The organism is Candidatus Villigracilis sp. (assembly GCF_057083605.1).
Genome location: NZ_JBXMTI010000056.1, coordinates 1 through 5,129, shown reverse-complemented (window position 1 = coordinate 5,129; position 5,129 = coordinate 1). Strand labels below are relative to the sequence as shown.

Below are 5,129 nucleotides of genomic sequence, written 5' to 3'. Positions count from 1 at the left end.
GCCATACCCTAGCCGTTTTCTTCTGTGCTCAGGAAAATCTTCCTTACTTGAGTTTCGCAAAACTTGCACATTGAGTTAACTAGGTTATCATACAGAAGCGAGTATCTCTGAAGAGCCCGGTGCGATAATTCCGCACGCCAGGATCTGTGAGGGGGGAGGGCAGCTACCTACCGCAACGGTGCCACGTAGGAAGAGCTAGCAATCTCGCCTTGGTGAACCCAGTCCAAGCGACAGGAGAGAACAGTTGCACAATTACGAACACAAGAAACTGATAGAGTCGATCACCAAGCTAGACGAAGTGCCAGTAGATTCTCACGCATTTTCAGATTGGTTAGACGCGAAAGCGCATCTGGCATTCCTGCAGGAAAACGCATGGACTAATGAACTTGTTATCTATGCGTCGGGCGAGTATACCTTCGTCCACTCGGTGGTTGTGCCGAATACCAGCCTTTCGCCGATTGATCAGGACGACCTTATGGGTTGGAGTTTGAACCCCTACAATTCGATCGCTAGTTACGTATGGGGAGGAGGGCGTGAGGATGTATGGATCGAACGGGGATCGAGTGGAACCGGCGCCAAAACGCTAGAGAATGCCGTGCAATTGATCTTCGCGCGGACCTTTGAGGGTTGGACCGGGCCAGGACGTACTTACTACGAGCTGCACCAGGAGTATGCGCATCTATGTGAGATCCACTGGCGTCCTGAAAAGCGAGCCTATTGCCGCTTCAATGATTATGGCGATCTTGAGCCTGTAGTTTCCATTACTACTCGCGAAGACAAAGGAAGCAATCTAACTCTTGTGTCCTTTATATGGGAACCGCTGGAAAAGTATCTGACAGCATCCAATGCGTCGCTGGTGAGGATGTTCGATTTTACTTTGTTCCGAAAATTAGGATTCAATGGTTGGTCAGACGAACCGCCACAGAATTTCTATGACTCGGATCACTTCTTCTATCATCAGAAAGTTATGCCGAACTATGCCTCTTACACGCGCGGAGTCCAGATCATTCGCCCGCGCCGCCCAGAAAAGAATGTCTTCGCTGATATGACCAGTGGGTGGTTTGGACAGAAGAACAAAAAGTATGTTGAATTTATTGCCTATGACTGGCGCAACGGTTGCATTGCCAGAGTCTCGACTGAGCCGAGTGCCACGGCAAACTATTTCAATGCAGAGGGTAACTCATTGCCTTTCGAGCTATCACCTGCTTTTTTCAGACCCGAGGTTCTTCTGAAGTACAAGGCAGACCGAGACAAGTACACAGTAGGCGAGCGGGATGTTTCGTGCCGGGCAGCGTGGCACCTAGAAGGAATCGATGTCAATGAAGCAGGCCAGGTGCATGCCTATATATGTTACCTACGTCGCCTTCCTTACGAGGAGCAGTTGCATTGGCTTTCTTTCAACGAACCGCCAAAGGCGAGTATTTCCAAACGTGCCTTCATCAACGATTTCAAAGGCGAGTGGGTTACCTTTATGGAACCGTTGCGCAAAGTTCTGTCTATTGTTCGGCGTTGGCACAGTGACAAAGTTACATGGTGGACTCTTCGGGACGAGAAGCTACTTGATCGCGTTAATACACCTTTGACCGACAGCCGCGACGAGTGGGCCGAAGCATTCATGGACTTGGCGAAACTAGTGGTAGAAGGATTTGAGACGAAGCTTATCCGCGTGAAGCTCAATACGGCGCAAGTTCCATACGAAAAGGATGATGGAACAATTGCGTTGCTCGAAAAACTTCTTAACAAGGGTGACACATCTGGCGAGGGTAGGAAGCTAATTAGCTTGCGAACCATCCAGCTCTTGCGCTCAAAAGCCAAGGGGCATGCTAGCGGCAGTGAAGCTGAGCAACTTGCGCAGGATGCACTCATGGAGCACGAAACGTTCGGCAATCATTTTCGGTACGTTTGTACACAGGTCGCCGATGAGCTTGAGACTATTGAACAGCTTATCTCATAAATAGCCTGAATGTACAGCAACAAGGGTGCTCAATAGGCTTACCCAAATGTCCTGATGAGGCTGTCGCCCGACAAAGCATGCAATCGACTGGCGAGGTTGGCCGCGCTAAAAAGGACTTACACTGGACGTAAACTTGATTCCGTCAAAACGACCTAGTCTTGTCCAATCTATCAGTAACTAACCCAAACCGTTGCCTAAATTATAAAGCGATGAGAGAACCGGCTCACTTAACTTTCATAAAGCGATATCTCAATTGGCAAAGAGCGAGAGAGCGTCTTGACCGTTATAAACACATCGGTAAGATATTCCCAATTAAAAAATTACAAGAATGCTCAGAAAGACCTCCCTTTTATTGCCATTACCTGAGCTGGAGACTTGGGACATGGGAAGACGAAGGATTGTTTGAATTCTTCGATAAACTACTTGAGATTAGCACAGGTTTGCCAGGATGGGATAAAGAAAGTCGTGTCCCCGGAGGTTGCGAGTTTGATAAGTTCTGGGGTTTCATTTGGGAATTACAGACAGCAACATTTTTTGCCGATCATCTTGGCTTAAAAACAGAATGGAAAAAGACTGGACCTGATATTCAAGTATCGGTAGATTCGGCGTCTTTTTTCGCTGAATGTACCACTTATCGCAAATCATTTGCTCTTGAAGAGTTTATTGGTGAGCTATTCAGTTGCATTCACCCACAAATCAAGGCAGAGCACGTTCCATGTTTGAAGTTTTCCTTACCCAAGAACAATGAAATTGAAGTATTTTTAGATAATTTATTCGAGCCATATCTTAATCCATCGTTTCTGCCCTACAAATTAAGAGAGGTTCAACAACAGAGTCCTTTGGAATTGCCTATCCCCTCAGGAGCTAAAAATTTCTATGTTTATTTGGAGAATCAGGATGCAGTTGATCACAATTTCGAGTTAAAGCAAATTCTCACTTCTGCAGGTGACCCAACGTCTTTCTTGAAAATCGCACTCAAGGAAATACTCAGCAATAAGACTTCAGCAAATGAGCTTCTGCAAAAACATCCCAACCTGCTTATGGTGAATTTCTTGCTTGGAAATGACTGGCAATTGGCAAAGGCATTAAGACCTATGCCAAAACCAGACTTAGGCATAACATTTGATGGGGTCCTTCTTACTGCTTGTGGAATTGATAGGATACCAACATTCCAAAGTTCATTCATTGAATATAGACTTGGACATCCTATAGAACTATTATTGGGACGTTCTGATAACAAGCGTTAAAGGCCGCCCAACACAGTGTGTGTCCGGCAGGGAAACTCGCCAGGCGAAAAAGGAGTACATTACGCTCAACCTAATTCCATCTGATCAACTTGATTGGATCCCAGCCATCAACAAGTAACGCTAGCTGCTAGACCTAGCTCAATAGATTTTCCTCAGCACACGTAAGCGGAGTAGTAGTATGAAAGTCATTGATATAAAACTCGATAAAGATAAACTTCTCCAACTGCCCGAGCTTGAACGTACATTGTATCTAGCGTTGGGACACGCGGCCAATGAAAATAATGCGCTCGCAAAAATGCTTTATTGGTCATCAAATGCTCCTGCGCGCAACGACGCTGAAAATCGGGCGCGCTTTACCTTAGAGCTTTTGTTCATACGTTTGTTGGCGGGAAAACTCAATGAGTCGTGGGGACTTTTAGAGCGGAAATACTTTGGGACTGGGCTCTCGCGGACCTACGATCCAAAGCTCGATGATGCGGCCAAGCAAGCGTTCACAGCTCTCAGATCCTATTTCGGGAAAGAAAATGCCTGCAATAAGATTCGCAATCAATTTGCCTTTCACTACTCCCCCGAAGAGGTCGCGGCAGTCCTCCCAGGAATCGATGATGAGTTGCATGCTTATTTAGAGCGAGATGCAGCGCCGAATAACCTCTTTGCTTTCTCAGAGACATTATTGGCGGAGGCGCTTATTGCTTTGTTAAGACAACTCCGAGCGAACGCGTCTTTAGAAGATTTAGTCGGTGAATTGTTTGATGTCGCGGCCTGGTTTGCTCAGGTGGCAGATGCATTAATGTTTACAATCTCGGATGTCAGCGGCATCGATCTAAGGATCGACCAACCCATGGAAGTTGTGTTTGAATCCCTTCCGGATCTGCGATCGGTCGCGTTATCTTGGTTTGCTGATACATCAGACGCGATACATTCTGCTTCGGACTCGGCCTGATACAGCATGCATTCGACAGCTTCGATACACTGCCGAAAAAGGAGCACACTAGATTTGATAGCATGGAGAGAATTATTTTGGCAACAAGGTAGTCGGTTTGAGATGGATCAACCAAGAATTGCCCCACATTCGGCCCTGAGCAAACAGTTTCATCTCCACTGCAAAATACCACTTAATCCAGTGCAATGCAAAGTGAGCAGTTACAGATAGTCTCTTTTAGCATGATTTTCCGCTAGAAATCTCTCTTTGCGGTGGGGGTTTCTTCATTTAATTAACAGCGTATAATCGCGTCAGTCGCGGGACTACCCCCGTAAACATCATGTATGATCTGGTGACAGCCGGGACTGTACGCTTCCTGTCTTCGCGTGGCGTGGGTGTAGAGATTCCGGTCGCAGAAGAACCATCAACTGGGTAGTTCCTGGACCAAATTGGGTCAGCTCTTAGAATTTATCAACCCTCAAATAGCGTAAGTCAGCCAACAAAGGCAATTCCTGTTTTACCCGCTGCTGGGCTGGGTTGATCAGATCTGTGGGCATGATATATCCGGTGCCGTTGAATATCCAATCCTTGAGAACTCGCTCATTCAGGCCAACAGGTTCCAACACCTCATAAATCGCGCGAAACGCAAGTTCCCTGTATTGACGAACATCGATGCCGCGTGGATCCAGTTTGGCAGATAACTCCCAGGCATGGACACCAGGTGACTGCGCCATATAGATAAATCGCACACATTGTCCCCTATGTACTGTTATACCCTGTTGTGTTTGCAGTTGCCGAGCTGCAATTGCCGTAGGGGATAAAACACTGTATCCATTCAATTCCCGGCTCAGGGTTTGAGAAACGATCAACTCTTCCAACTCAATCGTTCTATTCTTCAGAGCCGAAAACTTCTCGTATGTCAGCTCCAGAATTTCAGGCAACAGACTTCCAAGCTTCGTGGGATCCTTCTCCTTGGCCAGAACTTCAATAATTTGCCTTTGTAGGT

The 5,129-nt window shown here is 46.7% G+C and carries 4 protein-coding genes; 3 read left to right on the top strand and 1 reads right to left on the bottom strand.

Annotated elements, in window-relative coordinates; all coding sequences use genetic code 11:
• Window positions 1-244: 244 nt before the first annotated feature.
• The 3 genes from AC14M5_RS08830 (at window position 245) to AC14M5_RS08820 (ending at window position 4,144) form a co-directional block, all read left to right on the top strand.
• Entirely contained in the window at window positions 245-1,954 is a 1,710-nt protein-coding gene (locus AC14M5_RS08830; protein ID WP_484029289.1) for a hypothetical protein, read from the top strand.
• A gap of 158 nt (window positions 1,955-2,112) precedes the next feature.
• Window positions 2,113-3,201, top strand: coding sequence for a hypothetical protein (locus AC14M5_RS08825; RefSeq protein WP_484029288.1), 1,089 nt, complete (start codon window positions 2,113-2,115; stop codon window positions 3,199-3,201).
• A 178-nt stretch (window positions 3,202-3,379) separates the two neighbouring features.
• On the top strand, window positions 3,380-4,144 hold the full coding sequence (locus AC14M5_RS08820) for a hypothetical protein (protein WP_484029287.1): 765 nt from the start codon (window positions 3,380-3,382) through the stop codon (window positions 4,142-4,144).
• A gap of 440 nt (window positions 4,145-4,584) precedes the next feature.
• Here the strand turns inward: AC14M5_RS08820 and AC14M5_RS08815 are convergent.
• Window positions 4,585-5,129 (bottom strand): hypothetical protein (locus AC14M5_RS08815; protein WP_484029286.1); only part of this gene is annotated, 545 nt, incomplete at its 5' end.

Excerpts from the sequence above, each read along its gene's own strand:
- AC14M5_RS08820 (WP_484029287.1), top strand. The coding sequence starts at position 3,380 with ATGAAAGTCATTGATATAAAACTCGATAAAGATAAACTTCTCCAACTG.